Below are 25,358 nucleotides of genomic sequence, written 5' to 3'. Positions count from 1 at the left end.
CCGGGCAGGGCGGCCATTGCAGTGGCCTACCGCTTTTGTCCTGGGCGGATCAAACAGGGCATTTCTGCGCTCATGCTGCGGCGCACCCATTCCCGTCAGCTCCATGCGGGTGCGTCTTTCGCGGAAATGGCAGCCCGGTCTTTCACCGGGCTTGAACGGAAAGGAGGACGCTGCTGTACAGCACCATTCCGCTATGCCGGACGGCTGATTTCCTGACCGTACCGTCTTCCATGGAAAACTCAACTCGGCGCATACAGGGTCCGGCCCTGCTTGCAGCGCTCAATGCCTAGAAAAAGCGCCATGCGCCATATAAAAGCAGCCCCGCTTCTGCGGTGCAGGGCTGCTTATTTCACGGTTGAGAAGAACCATGCTTCGTATCAGCGGTATTGTTTTTCTCGTAGTGCTCGCACTCCACGTTGTAACCACTGCAAGGCGCGCACCGGGCTGTGGTTATCTTGAATGTGTGCTTGCACTGTTCTTCAGTACCCTTTTGTTTTCCCTTGTGCAGGGATACTCTGGTATGTGTACTTCTTGCCAAGCTCTTGATCTTCCTTGCTTTATATAAATAGATGTTTCGGCCCAAAGGCTTTGGGTTTCGACGCTTGTCCTGCACCGCTTCCCAGCGCACCGGTGGATTGAAGTTTTTCCGCAATTTCATCCAGATTTTGAAACTGCTGAAGTCGCTTTCCCATGTTCCGAATGTTTCATCCATCCACTTGAACATTTCTTTTACGGCTTCTGGCAATTCAAATTTTCCATCACATAGGGGTCCCGGCACTTCCTCAACATCCGGCATGGTTGTCGGCAGTTCTATTCGCTCACCATTCGGAAGATCATAGTAGGCGGTGCCTCTGCTCACTCTTCTACCTCCATGATGTGCGTTGCGATCATGTCAGCCATGTGCAGGCACAGGGCTTCCGGGCAGCGGTCGTATACTTTGCTGAGCGTTCCCCAGTCCTGCTCTCCGCTATATGCTCCCATGTGCCACCTGATTGCCAGGGCTTCCGTGTCGGTCAAGAAAATCCAGTCTTTGATAATGCTGACGGATGCTTCACCGTGTCCCATCAAGTGACTATCTTCATAACGGTAACTGCCATCCGGCTTTTTGATGTACTGCCCAGCCTTGCAAACGTCATGGAGTAACGCGGCGGTCAAGACTGCGCCCTTATTGCATTTTGCAAACTGCGGCATCTTGTCGCACAATTCCAGGGCAGCTCTTGCCACATTGAGAGAATGCAGCACCAGACCGCCGGGGACATTCAGGTGATGCTTCGCGCTGGCCGGGGAATTGTAAAAGTCCAGTTCTTCCAGCACCCGCATCAGTGCCATACCGCCGCGCCTACCCTCAATAGCCCGTACCAAAAGGCTGTTGAACTGGTCTTTCAGCGAGATTCTTGTTGCTTCATCCATAGGTCGTTCCCACCTCTCAATCCCAGTCCCGGACTTCATTGTTCCAGTCATAAGCCTTTTTGACCAAAGTGTCCAGCAACACCGGCACTGCCCATGCAACGGCAATGAGATCTGGATTGTAATTGATTTTGAACAGCCAGCAGACACCCCAGATCAGGGTTGAAAAAATGCCATACAGCACGCCGAACACCAGCAGGCTTTCTCCCAGGTGCAGCGCATCGCGGCGGAAGCGCCGCCAGTTGAATGTCTTGTTGAAGTTGTTGATTGCTCTGTGAAGTTTTTCAAGAATCATTTTTTCTTTCCCTCCATGTGAAACAGGCTTGTTTGACTTGTGTGCTCAGAAAACCGTTCTTCTTCCAACTGGAAATAGAACGGATCAATTTCAAATCCGATAAAGCCGAGCCCTGCCTCATATGCTGCTATGCGGCTGCTTCCGCTTCCAAGGTGGGTGTCAAGGATCTTCTGTCCTGGCTCTGCATAGTTTTTGAAAATCCAGTCATAAAGAGCAACCGGCTTCTGCGTTGGGTGGATTCGCTTTTCGTTCAAGCTCTTGTTTCCCTGCATGGTGTCGCCTTCTGTGATGCTTTTTCCCTGCATCATGCCGGACCACATATACCGGAACATTCTCACTGAGGAAAACAAATTTGTCGCCGCAATCTCGCAATCTGAAAAGCTAGAATTTCCATTGCACTTGTCCCACACGATCCGTCCGGTAGAAAACTGGTAGTCAAAATAGTTGCAGCCCCATACAATATAGTGGCGGCACACTCGAAACAGCTCCTTGAAATACTCCGGCTCTGGTTTACTCCAAGCAGGAGAGACGGGGTAGTCACGATGTACGCCTATTTTGCTGACTTTTGATCCGTAAAATCCTCTGCGTTCCGGGCCAGAGAAATACGGTGGATCCACAACCGCCAAATCAAAATAATTATCCGGGAACAGTTCCATTGCCGGCAGGCAGTCCATGTTATAGCAATGGTTCAGCTTAAACACTTCTCCCATGCCTTACTCCGCCGGGCAATCCGCCCGATACCTGAACCGCTGCTTTGCGTTGTATAACCGCTGCTGCCCAAGCTCTGCACTATATCCTGCGCGACCATTGGCATCCATCTTTCCAGTGTCGCCGCGCTTCAGTTCCTTATAGATGGTGGAATAGTTGAAGCTCATCGCCCTGGCGATTCCGGCAACACTCTGTCCGGCATTGTACCGAGCTTCCAGCACCTTGCGGTCATCCTGCGTCATGTGTTTTGCCATTCCTGTTCCCTCGCTTTCCTGAAAAATGCGCAAAAAAATAACGCAAGAGAATCCGCTAAGATTTCTCTTGCGTTTTCTCTTGCGTTTATTTTACAAATTCAGCAAATTTTTCAAAATTGTTTTTGGACGCACCTGTTTTCCGCGCAGGTGCGGCCAAAAACACCAGAAAAATCCAGTCTCAGAGCCAGCGCCGCACCCGGCGCACCTGGCTTTTTGCCATGCCGAGGGCCAGCCCGATGTACACGCCCACCACGCTCTCCGCCTCGCCCAGCTCCATCTGCTGGCGCTGGGGCAGCCCCCGCAGCGGGCCGGTATACAGGCACTCCAGCCCGGGCAGGGTGGTGTAATCGCTGGGGTGCATCAGGGTGCTGTCCTTGGGCAGGTCCACCGCCCCGCTCTTTTCCAGCACCTCGCTGACGAACTGGGAGCAGAAATAGTGCCGCCGGCGCTGCCACCGGATGTGCAGCCAGCAGAGCAGCAGCCCCAGCGAGTTGAACCGGTAGAGGTGGCCGTGGTTCATCATATGCTCCGCGCGGCGTCTGGCCCGGGCATAGGCTTCCTCCGAGACTTCCAGCGCATAGAGCGCGCAGGGGATATTCTCCCGCTGCAAAAACACGCCCCGGTTGAGGTACTCCCTGCTGGGGCCCGCCGGGAACATGGTATAGCCGTTTTTGCGGGTGGAGCTGTATAAGGTGCTCAGGTCCTCGTCAAACGCAAGGGAAACATGGGTGTACTGTGCCCCGGTGAGGTGATACACCAGATTGGACAGCAGCGTGCCCGAGCGGGTGAGGAAGATGTAAAGGGTTTTCATATAAGGTATGTTCTCCATATCGTGACACGCGGTGACACGCGTGCGTGCGTCTTTTCATCGTCCGCGGGCAGCAGACACTGCCCTGTGGTCTGTACAGTATACCATAAGCAAAGAAATTTTACCAGAGAAAAATATCGAAAATGCGGTGAAATCGTTTCCACCTCCGGTTCATCTTTCCTTTTTATAGTCCGGTTTGCCCGGTTCATGTGTCCCAGCTTGCCAAAATTTTATCAAAGTTGTGATTTTCAAGGGTTATCCTTATTTTTCGTTTGTCAAAGGGGCTTTGTTTTTTCCAAATTCACCGCAATCCCCTAAGATTCTTAATGAAATTTGTTATTTTCACAGAAAAGCCTGCCCTGTACTGGTTGATTTTGGGGGCGATTCATGTATAATGATAGACAGGAGAATACGCATCCGTATTTCTTCATCGGCTGCGCGGCCCCCTTTTGGCTGAGGGACGGCCAGCGCGTTTAGAGGTTCGATGATTTGAAACGAAAGAAGAGGTATCAGTATCATGGCAAAGTTGGATCTGAGCAAGTATGGTATTACCGGCACGACTGAGGTCGTGTACAACCCCTCCTACGAGCAGCTGTTCGAGGAAGAGACCAAGCCCGGCCTGGAAGGCTACGAAAAGGGCCAGGTCAGCGAGCTGGGTGCCGTCAACGTCATGACCGGCATCTACACCGGCCGTTCTCCCAAGGATAAGTTCATCGTCATGGACGAGAACTCCAAGAACACCGTGTGGTGGACCAGCGACGAGTATAAGAACGATAACCACCCCGCTTCTCAGGAAGCATGGGCTGCTGTGAAAGAGATCGCCAAGAAAGAGCTCTCCAACAAGCGCCTGTATGTGGTGGATGCTTTCTGCGGTGCCAACAAGGACACCCGCATGGCCGTCCGTTTCATCATGGAAGTGGCCTGGCAGGCACACTTCGTCACCAACATGTTCATCAAGCCCACTGCTGAGGAGCTGGAGAACTTCGAGCCCGATTTCGTGGTCTACAACGCTTCCAAGGCAAAGGTCGAGAACTACAAGGAGCTGGGCCTGAACTCTGAGACTGCTGTCATGTTCAACATCACCAGCAAGGAGCAGGTCATCGTCAACACCTGGTACGGCGGCGAGATGAAGAAGGGCATGTTCTCCATGATGAACTACTTCCTGCCGCTGAAGGGCATGGCTTCCATGCACTGCTCCGCCAACACCGATATGGAGGGCAAGAACACTGCCATCTTCTTCGGCCTGTCCGGCACCGGCAAGACCACCCTGTCCACCGACCCCAAGCGCCTGCTGATCGGCGACGACGAGCACGGCTGGGATGACAACGGCGTCTTCAACTTTGAGGGCGGCTGCTACGCAAAGGTCATCAACCTGGACAAGGACTCCGAGCCCGATATCTACAACGCCATCAAGCGCAACGCTCTGCTGGAGAACGTTAGCCTGGATGCCGAGGGCCACATCGATTTCGCTGACAAGAGCGTCACCGAGAACACCCGTGTGTCCTACCCCATCAACCACATCCAGAACATCGTCCGTCCCATCTCCTCTGCACCCGCTGCCAAGAATGTCATCTTCCTGTCTGCTGACGCATTCGGCGTGCTGCCCCCGGTCTCCATCCTGACCCCGGAGCAGACCCAGTACTACTTCCTGTCCGGCTTCACTGCAAAGCTGGCCGGCACCGAGCGCGGCATCACCGAGCCCACCCCCACTTTCTCCGCTTGCTTCGGCCAGGCTTTCCTGGAGCTGCACCCCACCAAGTATGCTGAGGAGCTGGTCAAGAAGATGCAGAAGAGCGGCGCCAAGGCTTACCTGGTCAACACCGGCTGGAACGGCACCGGCAAGCGCATCTCCATCAAGGATACCCGCGGCATCATCGACGCCATCCTGAGCGGTGCCATCAACGAGGCTCCCACCAAGAAGATCCCCTACTTCGACTTTGAGGTTCCCACCGCTCTGCCCGGCGTTGATCCCGCGATCCTCGACCCGCGCGATACTTACGCAGACGCTTCTCAGTGGGAAGAGAAGGCCAAGGATCTGGCTGGCCGCTTCGTCAAGAACTTTGCAAAGTATGAGGGCAACGAGCACGGCAAGGCTCTGGTCTCCGCTGGCCCTCAGCTGTAAACAACCCCTTTCCTCTCCATCGTTCAGAATAGCATGAATGGCGGGGCTGTCACCGGTGGGTGACGGCCCCGCTTTTGTTGTATTTTTCTCGATTTTCTTGTATCCTGTGGGGGGGGGGTATGCTATACTGGAACCAGCTTTTTACGCGCGTTTTTCCAGAGGAGGATGTGGAAATGAAACACCGGACTGTCAACGATTATTTCAAGCAGCAGTGGCCCCGGCTCATCTTGTTTGCGGCATTCACGCTGGGCGTCTCATTCTTTGCCCCGCTGAAAAATTTCCAGCTCAAATGGCTCATTGACTCCAAATCAAAACAGGAGGCCCTGGGCTACATGGGGCTGGTGTTTGCCATTACGTTCAGCAGCTGGTTCTTTGAGCGGCTGAGCCGCCGCTCCTTTACCAGAATCGCCTGCGGGGCCGTGGAACAGGTGCGCCAGCGCATTCTGGAGCAGGTACTGCACCGCACCGTGGCCCAGTACAACGCCGAGGGCGACGCGGCTTACCTCTCCCTCCTGACTACCGACCTGCGCACCCTCTACGACGATTACTATATGTCCCTGTTCAGCATCGTGTTCTGGGGCGGCATCATGCTCTGCGCGCTGGCCATGTACCTCTACATCAGCCCGGTGATGCTTCTGGCGATTTTATTGGTGACCATCCCGCCGCTGGTGCTCCCCCGCCGGATGAACGAGCGGCTCAAGGCCACCCGGGACGCGTTTTCCCTCCAGATGGCCGATTACACCCAGCAGCTCAAAGAGCTTCTGGGCGGGTTTGAGATCATCCGCAGCTTTTTGCGGGAGGACGCCTATGCCGCGCTCCACCAGAAAGCCGCCCGCAAGGCCCGGGAGAGTGAGCTGGACTACCAGCAGAGCCTGAACGCCATGGTGACCAACACCTCCCTCATCAGCAATCTCATCTTCCCCGTCGTGATGCTGGTGGGCCTTTTCCTCGCTTTTGACGGGCGGCTGACCATGGGCACCGTTTCCACTGCCGCCAGCATGGCAAACTTCGTCATCACCCCCTGCCACCAGATCGCCCAGTGCTGGGCCAAGGTCAAGTCCTCTCAGGGCATCCGCCAGCGGCTGGAAGCCGCCATGGCGGAGCCGCAGGCGGCCGAGCAGGGGGAGCCCATCGGCCACATTGATTCCATCCAGTGCGAAACCGTCCGCTTTGCTTACCCCAACACTGCGGAGCCCGTGCTGAAAGATGCCTCCCTGACCGTGGACGCCGCGCAGAAAGTGGCCCTTGTGGGCGAGAGCGGCTGCGGCAAATCCACGCTGGCCAAGCTCCTGTTCCAGTATTACCCGGATTACTCCGGCGACATCCTCTTCAACGGCCGACAGGTGCGCACACTGGACCGCACCGCCCTCTACCGCCGGGTGGGCTACATCGCCCAAACGGCATATCTTTTCCACGATACCATCCGAAACAACATCTGCCTGCACGAAGATTTCCCAGACGAACAGCTGGCCCACGCCATTGCAGCGGCAGGCCTTACGGACTGGGTGGCTTCCCTGCCCGACGGGCTGGATACCGTCATCAGCGAAAACGGCAAGAATCTCTCCGGCGGCCAGCGCCAGCGCATCGGCATCGCCCGGCTGGCCCTGCGCAGCTATGACCTCATCATTGCGGACGAGATCACTGCCAGCCTGGACCCTGACACCAGCCAGCAGGTAATGGAAAACCTCATCGCCATGCCCTGCATGGTGGTAGCCATCACCCATGATGTGGCCGGTTCGTTCATGCACCAGTTCGATAAAGTTTACCGCGTGGAGCACGGTGTGGTGCGGGTGGCGTGACGATACAAAAGAACGCCTGTCGGAAGCTTCCGGCAGGCGTTCTGCTTTTTCTGCTCTTTATCTCGCCGCCTCAAACTCGGCCACGATATCGGCCGTGGGTGCGGGCGTCACGAGGCTGACCACCACGCAGACGGCCAGGGAGGTGAGGAATGCGGGCAGCAGCTCATAGATGCCGAACACGCCGCCCAGCGGGCTGATGAGGTACTTCCAGACGAAGACCATCAGGCCGCCGGAGAGCATTCCGGCCAGAGCGCCCTGCCAGTTGCAGCGCTTCCAGAACAGGGCGCAGAGTACCACGGCGCCGTAGGAGCCGCCGAAACCGGCCCATGCAAAGCTGACGATGCCGAACACGCTGGAGTTGGGGTCACGGGCCAGCACCACGCCCACCACGCTGACGCAGACGATGGTCAGGCGGGCCGCAAACAGGCTCTGCTTCTCGGTCAGCTTGAGGTGCGCAAACTCCTGCAAAATATTCTGAGAGACGCTGGAGGCGGCTGCCAGCATCTGGCTGTCCGCCGTGGACATGGTCGCGGCCAGGATGCCTGCCAGAATGAGGCCCGCCAGAACGGCTGCCAGCATCCCATGGGCACTGATGAGGCTTGCAATGCGGACGATGATGGTCTCGCTGGAAGAACCGCTCAGAAACTCCAGAGCGCCTGCCTTGGTCATGCCAAGGCCCACCATGCCGATGATGATGGAAGCCGTCATGGCGATGACCACCCAGACGGTGGCAATGCGGCGGCTGAGCACCAGCTTCTTCTCGTCCTCAATGGCCATAAAGCGGAGCAGGATGTGGGGCATTCCAAAGTAACCGAGGCCCCACGCCATGGTGGATACGATGTCCAGCAGGCTGTAGCTGGTGGAACCGCCCGTGGCGGCATCGTGGCTGGCCATCATGGTCAGGTAGCCGGAGATGCCCTGGGCGTTCTCCACCACAGCCCCCCAGCCGCCTGCCACGCTGATGCCATGCACCAGCACGGCCACCAATGCCATCGACATGACGATGGACTGGATGAGGTCGGTGGTGGTCACGGCGCGGAAACCGCCCAGGATGGTGTAGCCCACGATGATGAGGGCCGACACCAGCATGGCCGCCATGTAATCCACCCCAAACAGGCTGTGGAACAGCTTGCCGCAGGCCGCAAAGCCCGAGGCCGTGTAGGGCACGAAAAACACGATGATGATGACCGCGCCCAGTGCGTTGAGCAGGTTGCGCTGGTCGTGGAAGCGCAGGGACAAAAACTGCGGCACCGTGATGGCGTCGAGGTTGGCCGAGTAGCGGCGGAGCCGCCGGGCCACGATGAGCCAGTTGAGCCAGGTGCCCACGGCCAGGCCGATAGCCGTCCAGCCCGGCGAGGCAATGCCCGTCAGGTAGGCCAGACCCGGCATTCCCATCAGCAGCCAGCTGGACATATCGCTGGCCTCCGCGCTCATGGCAGTGACCAGCGGGCCCATCTTGCGGCCGCCGAGGTAGAAATCGGTACTGTCTTCATTGGATTTGCTGTAGGCAAAGCCAACGGCCAGCATCGCCGCCAGGTACACGACGATGGTAGCCACAATGCAAACGTTCGTCATAGATACTTTCCCCCTTTGACTTCTCTTTCCCAAAAGAAGACTGTCTAGATTTTACCACGGTAAAGCATAAAAGTGCAAGGGTTTTGGAGCAACTTCTTCTCATTTTCCAAAAAACTGTTCTCCCCACGCGGAAAATCCCCCAAAACGACGACAAACCGCCCGAAACAGAACCTGTCCCGGGCGGTTTGCTTGCAGAGGGAGAACTGTGATGAAGAAAAATGATAGGAAAAGGGAAAATGTCGTAAAATACAGGCGTCACACCTGTCTGGCCTCGCCCTCCGGGAAGATGACCTTGTTGACGAAGAAGAAGATCACCATGGAAATGCCGCCGTTGAGGATGGTGGTGCCGATGTTGTAGATGAAATCCGGCACCAGCAGGCCTGCCACGGCCACCCACACGCAGTTGATGGAATTGACGATGCAGGTGATCACGCAGAACGCGAGGATGTACCAGCCGATCTGCTTGGCGAGGTTGCCCTTGCTGCGGAACACGAGGTTGCGCTGGATGGGGAAATTGATACACTCGCCAAGGATCATGGCCACCATGTAGGCGCAGAAGTAGGGCAGACCGCCGTGAGCCGCGTCGTAGCCGAGGATATTCCACTTGAATGTCTCCCCGAAAAGGGTAACATCCATGCCCGGCCAGCCGAAATCCACCACGGGCAGGCTGCTGAACGCTTTGGGCAGGAACTGCAGCAGCAGATACTTGAAGACCGTGATGAGGTTGGACACGATCACAAAGAGTCCACCCTCCCGCACCCATTTGGCAGCGGCCGGGTGCCGGGCCGCAAAGTTGTTCCAGAAATTCATGCAGGATTCTCCTTAGTCCGTTCAGCCTGATGCAGCCGCTTTTCCAGCTGTGCGTTGAGGATGACGTTCTTGATCGCCTCATAGGCCACCCGCAGCAGGCCGATGATCCAGAATCCCTGTGCTTCCATCACGATGCCATCCACCATCCCCATGCTCACCGCACCGTTGGTCATCTTGGCCAGAGCACGCAGCGGCATATTATACTGGAATAGGATGTTCAGGTCCGGCTTGCCGTTTTCCATGCTCTTGCGGAGCAGGCGGCCCAGCACGGCGCTGGCCGCCCAGCCCAGCGGACTGCGGCCATGGCTCAGCTCGCCCAGGGTCATATTGCGGTCAATTTTGATTTTGCTCTCCGGAATGGGGCGGCCCAGCAAAGCCTCAAACTCGGCATCGGTGATCTTGCGCACCTCGGCGGTCTGGTAATGGAGCAGATCTTTGCCCTCATAGGGGTTCGGGGCCGCGGTGCCCTCCACCGTGATGACGGCACGGAGGCGGATGTCCTCGCAGGAGGCACCCACCCGCAGCTCGTAGCAGCCGCCCTCCACTTCCCAGTGGTTGGTCCGAACGTTCCAGTAACGGAACGCCTTGTCGTCCAGCGGAATGGTCACTTCCCGGCTCTCACCGGGGTTCAGGAAGACTCTTGCAAAGCCTTTCAGCTCCTGCGCCGGGCGGAAAATTTTCGCGTCCGGCTTTGCCACATAGAGCTGCACGATCTCCGCGCCTGCCACGCTGCCCGTGTTGGTCACCGTGAGGGTGACGCCCGCCGGGCCGGCCTTGAGATCGCGGTATTCAAAGCTGGTATAGCTCAGGCCATAGCCAAACGGGAACGCCGCCGGGATACCCGCGGTCTGGTGGTAGCGGTAGCCCACATAGAGGCTCTCGCGGTATTCCACGGTGCGGCCCTCGCCGCCAAAGTGCGCCCGGGCGGGGGTCTCGTGGTAGGCGTTGGCCCAAGTCTCGGCCAGCTTGCCGCTGGGGCAGACTTTGCCCGTCAGGACATCCAGCATGGCACCGGCACCGGCCTGCCCGCCCAGGGCCCCGTAGACCAGCGCCCGGCAGTTCTTGAGCCAGGGTGTTTCCAGCGAGGCACCCGCACTGAGCACCACCACCACATTGGGGTTGACCTGGCTGATGGCTTCCAGCAGGTCCAGCTGGTTGACGGCCAGTTTCATGTCCGAGCGGTCGATGCCCTCGCTCTCCTTGATCTCGTCCAGACCCAGGAAGAGCAGCACGGTATCGGCTTTCCGGGCCAGCGCCACGGCCTCGGCCTTGCGGGCGTCGTCCGGGCGGCCCTGACGGTCAAAGCCGGGGGCAAAGCCCACGCTCTGCAGGCCGCTCTCGGCCAGCTGCTCCAGCACGGAATCCACCTTGATGGAGTTGACGGCGCTGGAGCCCGCGCCCTGATACCGGGGCGTCCGGGCGAAATCACCCACGACAGCCACCCGCTCGCCCGCTTTCAGAGGAAGCAGACCGCCCTCGTTTTGGAGCAGGACCACGCTCTCCGCTGCCGCGCGGCGGGCCAGCGCGTGATGCGCCTCGGCGTCAAAGGTCCTGGGCGCCTTTTCGACAGCCGCATGGGTGGTCAGCACCAGCTCCAGCAGCTCGTCCAGCCGGGCGTCCACATCCGCTTCCGAAATTTTGCCGTGTTCCACGGCCGCTTTCAGCTCCCGGATGGCGTCCCCGCCGGGGAACGGCATTTCCAGCGTGGAGCCGTTCTTCACGCCCAGAGCATGGTCGTTGGAGCCGCCCCAGTCGGTGACGACGGCCCCGTCAAAGCCCCAGTCCCTGCGGAGGATGTCCTTGAGCAGGTGCTCGTTCTCGTTGGCGTAGGTGCCGTTGATGAGGTTGTAGGAGGACATGATGGTCCTGGGTTTTGCCTCTTTGACCACGATTTCAAAGCCAGTAAGATACAACTCCCGCAGGGTGCGCTCGTCCAGGATCGAGTCACTGGCCATCCGGCGCAGCTCCTGGCTGTTGGCAGCAAAATGCTTGGGGCAGGCGGCAATGCCGTTTTTCTGGATGCCCCGTACATAGCCTGCCGCCATTTTTCCAGAGAGGAAAGGGTCCTCCGAAAAATACTCAAAGTTGCGGCCGCAGAGGGGGCTGCGCTTGATGTTCAGGCCCGGGCCCAGCAGCACAGCCACCTCCTGCGCGGCGGCCTCTTCCCCCAGAGCCTCACCGATGGCCTCGCCCAGGGCGGGGTCCCAGCTGTTGGCCACCGTGGCGCTGGTGGGGAAACAGGTGGCCGGGACACTGGGGTTCAGGCCCAGATGGTCCGCCGCGCCCGCCTGCTTGCGCACGCCGTTTGGGCCGTCCGAGAGGGTGATGGCCGGGATGCCTTTCTCCGAGAAATCCCGGGTGGTGAAGACCGTCTCGCCCGAGAGCAGGGCGCATTTTTGTTCCAGATTCAGTTTTTTGATGAGCTCAGTATGTTTCATCGCGTTTTCCTCATTGTTTCCTGAGCCGGGCAAAGGCCCGCTGTTTTGCTGCAGCGGGCCTTCGCCTTATTGTTTCAGTTCAGGCGCTGCGTTGGTTCAGGACCCAGCGTGCGTGTCAACCGTTCTCTGCTTCCTCTTCCTTGCGCTTCTTGTACCCTTTAATGGCAGTGTATTCCAGACCAACTACCAGCAGTGCAACAACGACATCTGCACCAATCATAACGATTTTCCAGGATGCCATGCCGGGGTTCAGGTTCTCTGCCTCATAAGCGCGGCTATTGACCACAGTGTAAAGGATGTTCTTCGCAGCAGTACGCATGGCCTGCTTGCTGCTGTTGGTCAGCACGGTAACATTGTTATAATCGTTGCCGGTGGTGCAGAGAATCAGGTCACCGCCGTTGCGGACTGCCTGATCCGCAGTCATGTAACCGTAGACACCGAAGTAATCCGTCTCGACGAAGCCCACAAAGCCCCATTCCCCACGCAGAACATCGTTCAGAAGTTCTTTGCAGCCGCCAGCCCAGCGATTGCCGATGTAGTTGAAAGAGGACATCACTGCATGGCAGTCTGCATCTTTCACAGACATCTCAAAGGGCTTGAGGTAAATTTCACGGATGGCCTGCTCGTTGGACCAAGTAGCCAACATGGAATTACGGTTGCCCTCTTGGTCGTTCAGAGCGAAGTGTTTCATACAAGCATACACACCGTGCTCCTGTGCTCCCTTGATTGCATTTTCAGCCATCGTACCAGAGAGAACGCCATCCTCCGAGTAATACTCAAAGTTACGGCCTGCAAAGGCAGTGCGGTGGATGTTCATAGCCGGACCATACCAGCCGGAGGTGTTCATCTCATTGGCCATCTTGCCGATGCTGTCACCGAAAGAGTGAGCAAGGTCTTTGCTCCAAGTCATGCCGATGAGGGTAGCTGCCGGGAAACCGACCGAGCCGACACCGGTAAAGTTGTTGTTGATGGAAGCGGGACCGTCGCAGGCATTGGTGCGCACTTTGCCGATGCTGTCCACGGCTGCGGTCTGATAGCCGCCGAAGCCGATGGTCTGCTGCAAGTCGTCAAGGGTCATCTGGTCCAGCAGGTCATCCCACTTGGAATCGTTGTAGTCCACACCACGCAGGTCTGCCAGCTTGATGCCATTCTTTGCCCCAGTCGTGATGTCCTCAGCGTTGGGGTCGTCGTCCAGTTCATAGCCGGATTCCGTGTAGGTGAAGCAGTTATCAAAGCCAGCCTTGACTTCATCACTCATTTCATAAGTTGCAGGAGCAGCGGTCGCCTCGTCATAGTTGGCAAAGCCGTTGGCGCGGGACAGATAAGTGAAGTCACCCTTTGCAAAATCAAACTCGTTGGTAGCAGCAACAGCATCACTTTCGCGCTTGTTGTCGGTGCCATAGACAATATCGGAAGCAACCGTATAAGTTTTAGAATCCAGTACATTGTGTGAATCGGCCTTGGCGCTGATGATGTAATCGCCTGCCTCCAGCACATAGCAGCCATTCTTCTGATAATCGTAGGAAGCCAGGTTTTCGACCGGGATAGAGAAGCGGATGGTCTCACTCTCGCCAGGAGCCAGTTCCCTGGTCTTATTGAAGTCCAGCAGGTTTGCAGAAGCCTTTTCAATGCCGCCGTTGGTATACGGAGGATTATCATAGATTTCCACAACATCTTTACCAGACACAGAGCCAGTGTTGGTGACGGTCACGGTGAAGTTGAGATTCTGACCATCGGAGGTGATGTCACTCATCTCCTGCGTAAAGGTCGTGTAGCTCAAGCCATAGCCAAAGGGATAGACAACTTCCTTGTCGTAATCAATGAGGCCTTCGTCAGCAGCAGTCTCGTAGAACTTATAGCCAACATAGATGCCCTCAACGTAGTTGACAAAAGAGGGAGATGCACCGGCGGGGTCAAAGCCGCTGGCGTTGGAATTGATTTCCTCGGTATTGGTGTACTTGAAATCACCGAAGTTATTCCACCACGGGGAGGCAGTCAAGTCCTCAACATAGGTATCAGCGGTACGTCCAGAGGGGCTGACCTCACCAGAAACGACGCGGCCAAAGCCCTCAAAGCCAGACTGACCGGTGCCGGGGCAGAGCAGAACGCCTTTGATCTGGGGGTAATCCTTGACCCAACCCATCTCGAAAGCGTTTGCACCGTTGTAAACAACAATGACATTATCAAAGTTTGCGGTAACAAGGTCGATGAGTTCTTCCTCACGGTTGGACAGCTGCAAGAAGTGGTCGCCTGCATCCCAATCATTGCCCTCATTGAGGGTATCGTCGTAGGTGCCGTTGTAGTAACCAGCGCCCTTTTCATTGCCGCGGTACTCTGCCACGCGGCGAATCCAGTTGCCGCCCGCAACTGCGGCCATGTCGGTGGGAAGGTCTGCCCCCTCACCGCCAACGCGGGTGATAACGACCATTGCAGTATCGGAGAAGTTCTTCGCATTCTCCATCATCTCGTTGGTATAGAGATTGACATTGGGTTCCGGCAGAGTCCAATCTTGCTTCGACATACCAACGGTCGGACGCGTAGCGTAGTAATCGGTATAGAACTTGCTCAGTTCGTCGTTGGTCTCAATGCCAGCATCATGCAGGCCAGTGAGCAGGTCCGTGACGGGGTAAGCATCATTCAAAGCACCCGAACCTGTACCGCCGTAGCAGGGATTCGTAGAAGACCAGCCGAAGACGTTCAGCTTCGAACCGGAAGCCACCGGCAGGATATTGTCGTCGTTCTGTGCCAGAACGACGCCCTCCTGTGTAATCTCGTTGACCAACTGCGTTGCCTCTGCAGAGGTCTCCTCGCTGATCGTGCCACTGCCGGAAACTAGATCCAGCATGGTGGACATAGGGCCGGTGCAAATAAGATTTGCAACGATAGCCAGCGCCAGCAGAATGGCAACGCCGGATTGCGCCCGGATGAGTTTCTTTTTCGCCTTGGGCATCTTCCGCACTGCGAACATCACGATGAGCGCAAGCACGAGGACAACGCCGAATGCAATCAGGTAATTTTTGATATTCGAAATCACCTGCATTACATCATCCATGTTGATGGACAACATAATTTTCTTCCTTCTTCATTTCAAGTCGTGTTCTTTTTCGGGATAGGCAGCAGGATGCGGACGGTGAACCAGCTGTTCTCCCATTTCACGGTCATGGTGCCTCCGTGCTGCCGGGCGGCGGCCTGCACGCCCCACAGGCAAAGTCACTAAGGCAAGTATAGCACAGGCAGCGCTTCTTTGCCATGGAAAAACAAAACAGCCGCCCCGGCCCGCATAGGGACCCGAAACGGCTGTTTCCCTTTATTTTTCTGTGCTTGTGCATTAAAAACGCAAACTGCCATATTATGGTTCGCACAAAGAGAACCATATCATTCTGCCCAGATCCATCAGAAGCGCAGCCGCATCTGGTACCAGACCACATTTCCGTGAGTAGAACCAGAAACGCCCTCGCTCACAAAACCAAACTTAGCGTAATAATGCACCAGTTTGTCTTTGCAGGTGAGTACAAGTCCCTTTCTCCCCTGTGCTTTCGCTTCGCCGATCACATGATTCAGCAGAGCAGCAGCACAGCCGCGGCAGCGGTATTCCGGGATGGTATCCACACCGAAGATCATCTGCCATGCACCGTTTTCGTTGTGCAGAGAAGCATCCTCATACATCTCGTCCCGGAGGTCGGGGTCATCCGTGACCATGCCGTTGACAAAGCCGATCATCCGGTCGCCATCCAACTGGACCCAGAAATGGTTGGGGTAAACAGCCAGCCTCTCTGCAATGCTGACTTTGGTGGCGGCTTCCGCAGCCGGGAAGCATTCTGCTTCAATCTTTACAATTTCCTGTAAATCTGTGGGGACAGCAGTCCGAATCTGCATCTTGTTAAAACTCCTTTCTCTGTCCGCAAGGGCAATCTCACCCTGAAGCACTTCTACCGCCGGGCCTATCATGAAAACATGACCCGTGGCTGCGTCGATCTCAATGCGCAGGGCATCTCCCATTTTTCGGGGTTACATAGCAAGAAAGAACGTCAAATCTTACGATTTGACGTTCAATATCTGGTGCACCTCCAGGGACTCGAACCCTGGGCCCACTGATTAAGAGAGCAAGCCGCCGGTTCGTCTCAATTTATGGAAGTTTCGAGTCATCGTTATTTTTAATCAAAGCAATGTGATTTTTTACCCGGTAATTTCTGCACCCTTTGTCCGATTTTGCAACGATTTGCACCCTTTGCACGTTTTGAAACCGTGCAAAAACCGTGCAGAAACCGTGCACTTACTCCCAGACAAACTAAAATCCACTTCATCCGACAACGACTTGACGGCATTGGTTTGGGTGGCCATTCTCTTATTTTTAGTACTTGCTGCATCACAAGCCGATTGGAAAGCATCTGACCTCATTCTCAGTATAACCCGTCGTTTTGTGTTAGAAAAAAGCAACACAGCACGATATGGTCTGTATGGCCTTGTAGTGGTATCCTTTTGCCAACAAGAAAACAACATAAAACGAAAGGAAAAACAAATGATGAAACGTATCTTTACCCTGATTACCTCTATTGTTCTGGCCACCAGTCTACTGGCTGTCCCCTGCTTTGCCGCTGAGCCTGAAGACTTGCCCACGCCGCAGCCTGGTGTGACCGAAACGGAACAGCCTGACGGTTCTGATCAGCCTGAGAATCCGGACAGACCTTCTATCCAGCCATGTGATGCTATGCCAGGAGATGGCAACTTAGCTTAAAGTAAGATCCAGATATTCTTTAGCTTCTTTTTTAACTATTTCCAATCCAACCTGATATTCAATAACTTTGCAGAGATAATACGATTGATAGTACAATTCTTTGCTGATTTCGTCATCGCCCATAAAATGTCGGCATTCCGCTTCAATTTCCAGACATCGGGGCAATTCTTGGTAATGTCCATATTGAATACAGGCTTCTCGTCCTTCTTTAGCGAGTGCAGTTCCTTCCTCATAGCGACCGCACAAATCCAGTACCCGAGCATAATTATAAAGGACCAAAGGCAACACCCCAATAGATGTTATGGTTTCCTTAAAATGCTTACGCACATACTTAAGCAGCTGATAGTAGATTTCAGCTGCTTTTTTATTTTGGCCAGCATCAGAGTAAGCAAGCCCAATCTGATTGATAATTGTGATTTCATCTTTTGTATAAAGGAAACTTTCTATACTCTCCAGGTCAAAGCGTGGCACGGTCAGCCGGATTGCCTGCATTAGCAGATCGATTTGTTCCAGCGGCGTGTAGCGTCCATCTAAGCGTCCCAGAAGTACCCTTGAACGCAGGGCAAGTTGCTGCGAAATTTGATCATCCGGATCTGCCAGCTTTTCAAATTGTGCGAGCTTCTCAAAGCCCTCCGGCACCTTTTCGGTCACATTGCAGGCAACAATTTCTTTCTTAAGAGCTTCCATCTCCAGTTCATTTTTACTCAGCAGAGCAAAATAGCGGTCATCCGGCAGGCCCAGACGCTGCAAAAGGGCATTGATCCGGTTGCGGCTGGGGGTCTGTTTCCCATTTTCCAGCCGGGAAAGAGTCACAGGCTCACAGATTCCATCGCAGAGCTGCTCCTGCGTCAAACCCAGATCCAGCCGTCGCTGTTTAATGTATTCTCCCAGAAAGACATTTTTCATTGCTGAGTCCCTCCTCATTATAGCTGCCGCGCTCCTGTAGTTTAAAGCTGGCACTGTGTGTCAACCAATATCAATATTCTAAGGACATTATACCATATCCGGCAGCGGGATGGTAGCTTTGATTAAATCAGAGGTTCCCTAGTACGATGACACTACGCGTTCTAAAACATATCGTTTTGTGTTATTTTTAATTAACATGATGCGATATGTTCCTTAACAACTATCTGTGCTACAATACAGTCACAGCAAGGGACTTGCACAATCAGAGGTTCCAAGCTGATAAATCTTAAAGAAAAGAGAAACAAATCATGGAAGTCCTCGCTGAGAAGAAGCCCATTGAAGAACAGGTTGATTGCAATATCGACATTAATATCTTCTGCTAACAGGGTTAATTACCACTTTAATAAGGGGTTCGGATTGTTCCGGGCCCCTTATTTCGAACAATTATCCTGTAATCAGGATTTTTATATAGATAAAGAGGAGCTAATATGTATACAGTACCCAGCTATGTGACCTATCGCACGGAAGAAGATGCTATTTATATTACATCAGAATTGTATCGCAATACCGTCCGGCTGACCGATCATGGCCTGCAGAAGGAGTTCATCAATCTCACCCGTTGCGGCGGCTGTGCGGAACTGAATACGCCGTTGACACGCCATCTGCATGAGCAAGAGCTTCTGGTAACCGAGGAAGAACTGGACCATGCGCTGCACCAGGTGAGATCTTTGCTGGATAATATCTTCATGGTAACATTGATGCCGACGGAAGGCTGCAATTTCCGCTGCCCATATTGCTATGAAGATCACCATGCGGTCAGTATGACTCGTGACACACTGGACCGAATTGAGGAGTATATAACTGCACAAGCGCCGCGCTATAAACAGGTCATACTTGCATGGTTTGGAGGTGAACCTACTCTTTGCAAAGACACTGTGCTGGAAGTGTCCAACATTGTACAAAATCTGCAGAAACAGTATGGCTTTCACTATGCTGCCAATATGACCACCAATGGTTATCTGCTGAATGACAAGCTATTTCGGCAGTTCTATCAGGCAGGGATCACCAGCTATCAAATTACAATTGATGGTTGGAATCACGACAAGACTCGGCCCCATGTATCCGGCAAAGGAACCCTGCAGACCATCATTAACAATCTGGCCTCTCTTTCCAAGTTGCCGCCGGCAGAGTATTCCTTTCATATCACGCTGCGCCACAATATTCTGGCCGACGATGAGGACTACAGTTGGTATGATTATCTGTACCGTCTGTTTGGGCATGACAAACGCTTCGCCGTACTTGTTCGTGCTGTTGGTGACTGGGGTGGTGAAGGCGTCCACAGTCTATCCATCCTTCATCAGGATACAAAAGATGTGTTGGTAGCAAAACATGTTGCATATCTGGATAAGATCGGGATGTCGTGTCATAACCACAGAAACGGAGCCCTTGCACAGGTGTGCTACGCTTCCTATCCACATAGCATGGTATTCCGGGCCAATGGAAAAATTGGCAAATGCACTGTGGCGCTTGACCACCCGCAAAACCAGTTAGGTTGGGTTGATCCCGAAAAAGGTATTGTGATCGACCCGGAGGTTAACTGCCGGTGGAGCTTTTCTGATCTGAAGCCCGAGTGTCGTAGCTGCCGGAATGTTTTGCGCTGCATGAATATGCAGTGCAAAAAGTCTGAAATTATTGATGGAAAGACAGTTTGCCTCTATAGAAAATCAGAATGTGTGTAATCAGTTAACTAACGCAAAACGATATGTTTATTCCTCATCCTGTGTGCTACAATTTGAATCAGAAAGAGCAAAGCACACAATCCACTGTTCATAGAGACAGATGGAACGATCACAGAAGAGGTGGAAATCATGAAGTATTATCTCAAAAAGTGCTGGCCCACTGTTACAGCGGCCTCCATCTGTATGGTTGTTGCCTATGGTTTGCAGGTCTGCACCAGTCTGGTACAGATTCAGATCACCCAGGGACTGCTGGACGGTGATCTGCGGGCTTTCACCATTCGGATCATTCTTCTTCTGCTGACCTGGCTGGCCGTGGTCCTTTGCCTGATTGCTGAGACCTTCTTCCAGGGCCGGGCCGTGCGCCGGATGAACAACGCTCTGCGCCGGGATATGGCAGCGGGCCTGTTGCACAAGACCCATCAGGAGTATCATAAGCAGGAGAGCGGCGAGTACCTCTCCCAGTTTACCAACGACGTGAACCAGATTGAGCAGATGGCCTGGACTCCGTTTTTCACCATCATGGGTTCTGCGGCACAGGTGGTGTTCGGCATCGTTGCACTGGCATCCATTCATTGGCTGCTTCTGGTGATTTCTCTGGTCATCGCATTGGTTATGATCTTCGTTCCTCGTCTGTTCAGCAAACGGTTGGGAACCGTTGGCACAGCCTGTGCCGCCAGCCAGGCTGACAGCGTCAGTAAAATCAAGGATCTGCTGGCAGGTTACGATGTGCTTCGCTTCTTTGGCAAGGATGAACGGTTTACCAGCGGAGTCGATGCAGCCAGCGACAGCATGGAGCAGGCCAAGTACAAACTGACCATCAACAAGGACGGCATCGGCTGTGGTCTGGCCTATGTCAGCGCCGTCTGCCAAGTGGCCGTTGTCATCCTGCTGGGTGTCCTGATCCTCAATGATATGATTCCTCTGGCCACCTTTATGGGCACCGGTACCATCTGCGCCGGCGTGTATAATGGACTGAACCAGGTGTCCAAACTTGCAGTGTCCTTCTCGGCCAGCAAGCCCTATTTCGATAAGATTACCATCCATGCCGGCGAGGCGCAGCTTCCTGATTTCGGTCTGCCTACCCTGCAGGAAGGCATTACGGTCAAGGATGTCTCTTTCGGCTACGATGAAAAGAAGCCGATCCTGGTCCACATGAACGCGGAATTCAAGAAAGGCGGCAAATACGCCCTCACCGGTCCCTCCGGCTGCGGCAAGAGCACCCTGCTGAAGATTCTTCTGGGCTGGCTGCCCGGCTACCAGGGCAAGGTCCTTTATGACGAGAGAGACGTGCGGGATTACACGCCCGAGCAGCTCCAGCAGAAAATGAGCTACATCGAACAGAATGTGTTCCTGTTCAATACCACCATCCGTGAGAACATTACCCTGGGTGAGCACTTTACCGACGAGCAGATGGAAAAGGCACTGCGTGACAGCGCCCTGGCAGGCGACCTTGCCAATATGCCCAAGGGTCTGGATACGCCGGTGGGCGAGGAAGGCAACGCCCTCTCGGGCGGCCAGAAGCAGCGCGTGGCCATCGCCCGTGCTCTGATCCATAACCGCAGCATCCTGCTGGTGGATGAGGGCACCAGCGCCCTGGACCAGAAGAACGCCGACATCGTGGAGAAGAGCCTGCTGTCCAACCCTGACCTGACCCTGATCCTGATTAGCCATCACCTGAGCGACGAACGTAAAGCCCAGTTCGATCATGTGTACGAGTTGACGCCCGCATCTTCTATTGTCTGAAACCGGGAAGCAACGCAATAGCCGGAAGAATCCAAAGAAACCGTGCCGGGGTTTCGTGACACACGACTTTGTTTGCAAAGTCTAGTGTGTTACACCTTGGTTCCGGCTGATGCGGAAAAGGGACTGCGAGCAGCTCCGGCAAGCACCTATTCTGCGGCAGAAGGATGCGCGGATGGGGATGGCAGCTAATGGTTTCTGCCCACCCAGCGCAGGCTTGCAGAGGAACCAATGGTGTACGTTCTCCTTCCTGCCGCAGCAGCGTTTTTCCCTATAAGCCGCAAGGTAAATAATCAGCGTCTGTATTTGCCCCGCATCCCGGCCTTTGTGCGGTGCTTTAACATAGAGGATTTATTGAACACTCGCAGCAAGGTCATCTGTTCTTCTTTCGTCAGCTTGGAATAGTCGATGCCGATCTGTCCCATCAGGACATTCATCTTCTTTTCCAACGGAGAACCTTCAAACTTCTGTGCATTTTCAAGCTGCTTCCTCGCTTGCTCGACCGCTGCGCCGTCCGACGTGGTCTTATCGGTCCCATGTGCCGCTTTGATCTGCTTCAGGATCGCCGCCAGCTCATCATAGAGGATCTGCCCGAAATATTCGTCCTCGTTGATCTGCGCCGCCTTCAGCGTCCGCATGGTCAGGTCCTCTGCATCGGCATGGTATCGCTTTTCCAGTTCCTGCCGGGTGGCTTCCACCATGGCATTCATATCCCGGATGCGGTCACTGACCAGACCGTCCACACAGATCTCAAGGTCGGTCATCCACCGGGAAAAATCGGGATGTTCCAAAAGTTCACACAGCAGCCGATGATTGAAATTCCCATTCCTTAATACGTCCACTGCGCCATCGCTCAGATGCAAGTCCGAAAGGACTGCATCTGGGCGTTTTTTGTTTTCCGTCACGCCCAACAGGTAGTCCGTGGTCACGCCATAGAACTCAGCCAGCGTTGTCACCGCATAAATGCTGAGGTCGGTCACATCGTCACTCTCGTATTTCGACAATGCCGATTTGGACAGACCCGTCTGCTCTGCCAGCGTTTCCAGCTTCAGACTCCGCTCCACACGCAGGTCTTTGAGCCGTTCTCCCAGTGTCAGCTTGATGTTCATGGTCGCACCTCCGATGTTTTTTGCACAGTATACCACTTCCGGCGGTTCCTGTCCATAAGCGTGGAATTTTGCAGTTTCTGCACCTGTTTTCCGACATTATGGATATACGGCACAGCAGCCATGGAGGTGCTATCCTATAGACAGAAGGAAAACATATCACTCCCCAGCAGCGAACATATTAAGGGCTTCCCGTAAAAGCCCTCCCGAATCATATAACCGAACCTTGACAACAGAATGACCGTCCGAACTGCCCAGACCGCCAAGACCTCCCATCGGGGGAGCGAGCGCCCTGCATAGGGCCGACACAGAGTCCAAAAAGATTTCCTGTCGGGAGGCAGCAAGGGAGACCGGCTTCACCGAAGTTCCCATTTGGGGGACCCCGGTGACTTTGAACGTGGCAGGGATCAAAACGATCCGTGCCAAAACCTTTGACCAAAGGAGAAATTTTGAGTTTATATCAAAAGATCAAGTCCGCCATCACCGTTCGGCAGGTGGGAGAGATGTACGGCATGGAGCCCGACCGCCATGGCATGGTGTGCTGTCCGTTCCATTCTGACAGCGACCCCAGCATGAAGCTGAACGACACCTATTATTACTGTTTTGGCTGTGGGGCCAACGGAGATGCCATCGACCTCACCGCCAAACTGTTCGACCTGAACCCCCGGCAAGCCGCCGAGAAGCTGATACACGACTTCGGGCTTGACCCGGATAAGCCGCCCGCCAATGCCATCGCCCTGCTGCCGCCCAAGCGTGGCCTGACAGATGAGCAGTGGGCAGACATCGCCTACTGCCTGCGGGTGCTGACCGACTATCTCGACCTGCTGCACGACTGGCAGGAGCGCTACAAGCCCGCCACCCCGGAGGAACCGCATGACCCACGGTTTGAAGAAGCCCTCCACACGACCGAGACCATCGAGCACCTGACGGACTGCGTTGCATTTGGAACGCCCCAGCAGAAGGCCGCTGCCGCCGCACGGCTGCTGTCCGGGTCGTACCTGCTGATGCTGGAGGAGCGCACCGACCGCCTTGCTCTGGCAAAGTGCGCCTGACGATTCATTCACCTAAAGTGGCGCTTATCATTATGATAATCACCACTTTACTTTTTTAAAGGAGAACCACCACATGAAGAAAAACATTTCCCGCAACCCCTTATGGCCGGACTGGTACAACGGCAAGAAGATCGATGAAGTCCAGTTTGGCCGTGCCTTTCTGGAACAGTGGCCGCTGAAATGCGTCAACGGTACGCTGTACACGCTGGACGCCCCGGTAGAGGACGAAAGCGAGATCAAGCAGCGCATCTTGGAGAACATCGAGGAATATGTCACCTCCGGCCTGTCCAAAAAGGTCACCAACATTCTGGAGACCATCAAGCTGCTGGCCTTTTCCGACCCGTTTCCCATCGAACAGGACTGCATCCACCTCCAGAACGGCGTGTACCATCTGCCGGACGGCTCTTTTCAGGAGAGTCGTCTGTTCTGTCAGAACCGTCTGTCTGTAAAGTACGACCCCAAAGCCGCCAGCCCTGACCGCTGGCTGACCTTTCTGCACGAGCTGCTGGACGATGCTGACATCCCCACCTTGCAGGAATATCTGGGCTACTGCCTCATCCCCAGCACCAAGGGGCAGAAGATGATGCTCATCGTTGGCAAGGGCGGCGAGGGCAAGTCCCGCATCGGGCTGGTGCTCAAGCGGCTCATGGGAGATGCCGCCAGCAACGGCAGCGTCCAGAAAGTCGAGAACAATCGTTTTGCCCGTGCCGATTTGGAACGCCGCCTGCTGATGATCGACGATGACATGGACATGAACGCCCTGCCCAAGACGAATTATATTAAGACCATTGTGACCGCCGAAGCCAAGCTGGACTTGGAGCGCAAGGGTGTCCAGAGCTACCAGCGGGATATTTACGCCCGGTTCCTCTGCTTTGGCAACGGTGCGCCGAGTTGGAAGGCATCCTGCTGTGGTGTCTGGAAGGGCTGCACCGGCTGGTGCAGAACGATTTCCGCTTCACGGTCAGCGAACGAGCCGCCGCCAATGTGGACACCATCAAGCGCAGCAGCAACAATGTCATCGACTTCATGGAGTCCGAGGGCTACTTCCGTTTCAAGGCGGACTACTCCATCAGTTCCAAGGAGTTCTACGACATTTACAAGCAGTGGTGCGAGGACAACGCCTGCCACAGCGTATCGGCGATCCGTTTCAGCGCAGAACTGCGCCAGAACGACCGCCGCTATAACCTTGAAGCCACCAACAACATCTATCTGCCCGGCGGCCGCAGGGTGCGGGGTTTTGTCGGCATCGAACCGCTTGTCCACCCCTGTCCGTAAAAAGTGCATTTTTTTACGGAAGAAGTTCGTACAACCTGTACGGTCTGTACTTGTACGCACCTGTACGGCGAATTGAAGCGAATTAAGACGTGTTATCGTTTATATTTCAAATTTCCGTACGTCGTACAGACCGTACAGGTTATTTGAAGTCCGTACGCGATTTTTTCGGATGCGTACGGAGCAATCAAGTTCGCATTGTGCGAACTTGATTGTAACTCTCCCGCAGGAGACGTTCCCCCTCGGAGAGCCCACTACACTTTGCAGACCATAGGGATGAAAGTGTCATAGTGGGTTATTACACTTCCGGGGAAGTGCATCTCCGTTCTCGTCACCTTCCTCTGAACCCCGAAAGGAGGGATGCCCTTTGGCAAGAAACGATGGCGTTGACCGCACCAGTGTCCGGAATCTCGCCGTTTCGGACAAGGCCGTTGGCAACACCCAGCAGCACAATGAGCGCGAAAAGGACAGCTATCGGAACCCCGACATTATCCCCCAGCGCACTGCATGGAACATCCACTTCAAAAAGCCAACCGCCAGCTACACCGACCTGTTCTCCCAACTGGAAACCGCTGGCACGATTTCAACGCGC

General features: G+C 54.8%; 19 protein-coding genes and 2 pseudogenes. 8 read left to right on the top strand and 13 right to left on the bottom strand.

What is annotated here, in order from left to right; translation table 11 throughout:
- Positions 1 to 349: 349 nt before the first annotated feature.
- The 6 genes from C4N22_RS09355 to C4N22_RS09330 form a co-directional block, all read right to left on the bottom strand.
- Positions 350 to 859, bottom strand: coding sequence for a hypothetical protein (locus tag C4N22_RS09355; protein WP_112148769.1), 510 nt, complete (start codon positions 857 to 859; stop codon positions 350 to 352).
- Complete coding sequence (locus C4N22_RS09350; protein ID WP_112148768.1) at positions 856 to 1,410, bottom strand: HD domain-containing protein; 555 nt, start codon at positions 1,408 to 1,410, stop codon at positions 856 to 858. The genes C4N22_RS09355 and C4N22_RS09350 overlap by 4 nt, the downstream gene beginning before the upstream one ends.
- A gap of 16 nt (positions 1,411 to 1,426) precedes the next feature.
- The gene (locus C4N22_RS09345; protein WP_112148767.1) at positions 1,427 to 1,702 is read right to left on the bottom strand and encodes a hypothetical protein; all 276 of its coding nucleotides are present in this window, start codon (positions 1,700 to 1,702) and stop codon (positions 1,427 to 1,429) included.
- Positions 1,699 to 2,412 carry a DNA methyltransferase gene (locus C4N22_RS09340; RefSeq protein WP_112148766.1) on the bottom strand — a complete coding sequence of 238 codons (714 nt, stop codon included), beginning with the start codon at positions 2,410 to 2,412 and terminating at the stop codon, positions 1,699 to 1,701. Before C4N22_RS09340 ends, C4N22_RS09345 begins: the two co-directional genes overlap by 4 nt.
- A 3-nt stretch (positions 2,413 to 2,415) precedes the next feature.
- On the bottom strand, positions 2,416 to 2,664 hold the full coding sequence (locus C4N22_RS09335) for a helix-turn-helix domain-containing protein (protein ID WP_112148765.1): 249 nt from the start codon (positions 2,662 to 2,664) through the stop codon (positions 2,416 to 2,418).
- 178 nt (positions 2,665 to 2,842) lie between these two features.
- Positions 2,843 to 3,475 (bottom strand): hypothetical protein, encoded by a 633-nt coding sequence (locus C4N22_RS09330; RefSeq protein ID WP_112148764.1) that lies wholly within the window; start codon positions 3,473 to 3,475, stop codon positions 2,843 to 2,845.
- 514 nt (positions 3,476 to 3,989) lie between these two features.
- On the opposite strand from C4N22_RS09330, the gene pckA reads away from it, so the two are divergent.
- Together pckA and C4N22_RS09320 are read left to right on the top strand one after the other, a co-directional pair.
- Entirely contained in the window at positions 3,990 to 5,594 is a 1,605-nt protein-coding gene (gene pckA, locus C4N22_RS09325) for a phosphoenolpyruvate carboxykinase (ATP) (RefSeq protein WP_112148763.1), read from the top strand.
- A gap of 173 nt (positions 5,595 to 5,767) precedes the next feature.
- Complete coding sequence (locus tag C4N22_RS09320; protein WP_112148762.1) at positions 5,768 to 7,393, top strand: ABC transporter ATP-binding protein; 1,626 nt, start codon at positions 5,768 to 5,770, stop codon at positions 7,391 to 7,393.
- A gap of 57 nt (positions 7,394 to 7,450) precedes the next feature.
- On the opposite strand, the gene C4N22_RS09315 is transcribed toward C4N22_RS09320, so the two are convergent.
- From C4N22_RS09315 to C4N22_RS09295, 5 genes are all read right to left on the bottom strand, one after another.
- A complete protein-coding gene (locus C4N22_RS09315; RefSeq protein ID WP_112148761.1) occupies positions 7,451 to 8,968 on the bottom strand; it encodes a sodium/proline symporter in 1,518 nt (505 codons plus the stop codon).
- 255 nt (positions 8,969 to 9,223) lie between these two features.
- Complete coding sequence (locus C4N22_RS09310) at positions 9,224 to 9,778, bottom strand: GtrA family protein (protein ID WP_112115642.1); 555 nt, start codon at positions 9,776 to 9,778, stop codon at positions 9,224 to 9,226.
- Positions 9,775 to 12,216, bottom strand: coding sequence for a glycoside hydrolase family 3 C-terminal domain-containing protein (locus tag C4N22_RS09305; protein WP_112148760.1), 2,442 nt, complete (start codon positions 12,214 to 12,216; stop codon positions 9,775 to 9,777). Before C4N22_RS09305 ends, C4N22_RS09310 begins: the two co-directional genes overlap by 4 nt.
- Before the next feature lie 115 nt (positions 12,217 to 12,331).
- The gene (locus tag C4N22_RS09300) at positions 12,332 to 15,283 is read right to left on the bottom strand and encodes a glycoside hydrolase family 3 N-terminal domain-containing protein (protein ID WP_112148759.1); all 2,952 of its coding nucleotides are present in this window, start codon (positions 15,281 to 15,283) and stop codon (positions 12,332 to 12,334) included.
- 326 nt (positions 15,284 to 15,609) lie between these two features.
- A complete protein-coding gene (locus C4N22_RS09295) occupies positions 15,610 to 16,092 on the bottom strand; it encodes a GNAT family N-acetyltransferase (protein ID WP_112148758.1) in 483 nt (160 codons plus the stop codon).
- A gap of 352 nt (positions 16,093 to 16,444) precedes the next feature.
- On the opposite strand from C4N22_RS09295, the gene C4N22_RS12755 reads away from it, so the two are divergent.
- On the top strand, positions 16,445 to 16,951 hold the full coding sequence (locus C4N22_RS12755) for a hypothetical protein (protein ID WP_146746522.1): 507 nt from the start codon (positions 16,445 to 16,447) through the stop codon (positions 16,949 to 16,951).
- Here the strand turns inward: C4N22_RS12755 and C4N22_RS09285 are convergent.
- On the bottom strand, positions 16,943 to 17,857 hold the full coding sequence (locus C4N22_RS09285; RefSeq protein WP_181567203.1) for a helix-turn-helix domain-containing protein: 915 nt from the start codon (positions 17,855 to 17,857) through the stop codon (positions 16,943 to 16,945). The genes C4N22_RS12755 and C4N22_RS09285 overlap by 9 nt on opposite strands.
- Positions 17,858 to 18,345: 488 nt before the next feature.
- Between C4N22_RS09285 and C4N22_RS09280 the strand changes: the two genes are divergently transcribed.
- Together C4N22_RS09280 and C4N22_RS09275 are read left to right on the top strand one after the other, a co-directional pair.
- Positions 18,346 to 19,596, top strand: coding sequence for a radical SAM protein (locus C4N22_RS09280; protein WP_112148755.1), 1,251 nt, complete (start codon positions 18,346 to 18,348; stop codon positions 19,594 to 19,596).
- Between the two features lie 129 nt (positions 19,597 to 19,725).
- A complete protein-coding gene (locus C4N22_RS09275) occupies positions 19,726 to 21,339 on the top strand; it encodes an ABC transporter ATP-binding protein (RefSeq protein WP_015565741.1) in 1,614 nt (537 codons plus the stop codon).
- A gap of 290 nt (positions 21,340 to 21,629) precedes the next feature.
- Here the strand turns inward: C4N22_RS09275 and C4N22_RS09270 are convergent, their stop codons facing one another.
- On the bottom strand, positions 21,630 to 22,445 hold the full coding sequence (locus C4N22_RS09270) for a helix-turn-helix domain-containing protein (protein WP_097839210.1): 816 nt from the start codon (positions 22,443 to 22,445) through the stop codon (positions 21,630 to 21,632).
- Between the two features lie 446 nt (positions 22,446 to 22,891).
- Between C4N22_RS09270 and C4N22_RS09265 the strand changes: the two genes are divergently transcribed.
- From C4N22_RS09265 to C4N22_RS09255, 3 genes and pseudogenes are all read left to right on the top strand, one after another.
- Positions 22,892 to 23,494, top strand: a complete 603-nt coding sequence (locus C4N22_RS09265; RefSeq protein ID WP_242981003.1) for a CHC2 zinc finger domain-containing protein — start codon at positions 22,892 to 22,894, stop codon at positions 23,492 to 23,494.
- 73 nt (positions 23,495 to 23,567) lie between these two features.
- A pseudogene (locus tag C4N22_RS09260) lies at positions 23,568 to 24,769 on the top strand (DNA primase family protein).
- A 364-nt stretch (positions 24,770 to 25,133) separates the two neighbouring features.
- Positions 25,134 to 25,358, top strand: a pseudogene (locus C4N22_RS09255) (plasmid recombination protein); the annotation flags it as partial.

The sequence above is a fragment of the Faecalibacterium prausnitzii genome, assembly GCF_003287495.1.
GTDB lineage: Bacteria > Bacillota > Clostridia > Oscillospirales > Ruminococcaceae > Faecalibacterium > Faecalibacterium prausnitzii_I.
Note: the sequence above shows the minus strand (reverse complement) of the source record. Positions and strands in the feature narration are given on the sequence as shown.